Below are 1,007 nucleotides of genomic sequence, written 5' to 3'. Positions count from 1 at the left end.
ATCACCTGATTGCCAACCAGGCTGAGGGAACCTTTGGGCGCCTCCGTTACATTTTGGGAGGCAACCGCCCCAGTTAAACTACCCACCAGGCACTGTCCCCAACCCAGATCATGGGCCAAGGTTAAGACATTCACTACGGTCAGAGTGGTATTTCACTTTGTGACTCCACACCCACTAGCGTAAGCGCTTCACAGTCTCCCACCTATGCTACACAAACCGCAGTAAACACCAATACCAAGCTATAGTGAAGGTCCCGGGGTCTTTTCGTCCTGCCGCGCGTAACGAGCATCTTTACTCGTAGTGCAATTTCACCGGGCCTGTGGTTGAGACAGCAGGGAAGTCGTTACGCCATTCGTGCAGGTCGGAACTTACCCGACAAGGAATTTCGCTACCTTAGGATGGTTATAGTTACCACCGCCGTTTACTGGGGCTTAAATTCTCCGCTTCGACCCACAAAGGGTCTAACAGGTCCTCTTAACCTTCCAGCACCGGGCAGGCGTCAGTCCGTATACATCAACTTAACCGTCTTCGCACGGACCTGTGTTTTTGATAAACAGTCGCTTCCCTCTCTTCTCTGCGACCACAACCAGCTCACCAACGCAAGATTAGATCACCAGTTATGGCCCCCCTTCTCCCGAAGTTACGGGGGCAATTTGCCGAGTTCCTTAACCACAGTTCACCCGACCGCCTGAGTATTTTCTACCTGACTACCTGTGTCGGTTTCGGGTACGGGCCGTACACATACATCGCTAGAGGCTTTTCTCGACAGCACAGGATCACCACCATCACCCACACATGGGCTACGCATCACGCCTGACATATAACGCAGGCCGCATTTGACTAACCTGCATGCTGCACGCTTACACCGCAATCCAATAAACGGCGTGGCTACCACTCTGTGTCACCCCATCACTGAACTACTACGGATCAGGCCCCACGCATCACACCCACCCGATCATCAAAGATGACCATGGCAGGAGCTCTGGGTGGTTAGTATCACCGACTCG

1 rRNA gene is annotated in these 1,007 nt (G+C 53.1%); it reads right to left on the bottom strand.

What is annotated here, in order from left to right:
- A 23S ribosomal RNA gene (locus tag F4V54_RS11695) occupies positions 1 to 1,007 on the bottom strand; the annotation flags it as partial.

Origin of the sequence: Corynebacterium tuscaniense (assembly GCF_008693065.1) — a bacterium.
Lineage (GTDB): Bacteria > Actinomycetota > Actinomycetes > Mycobacteriales > Mycobacteriaceae > Corynebacterium > Corynebacterium tuscaniense.
Note: the sequence above shows the minus strand (reverse complement) of the source record. Positions and strands in the feature narration are given on the sequence as shown.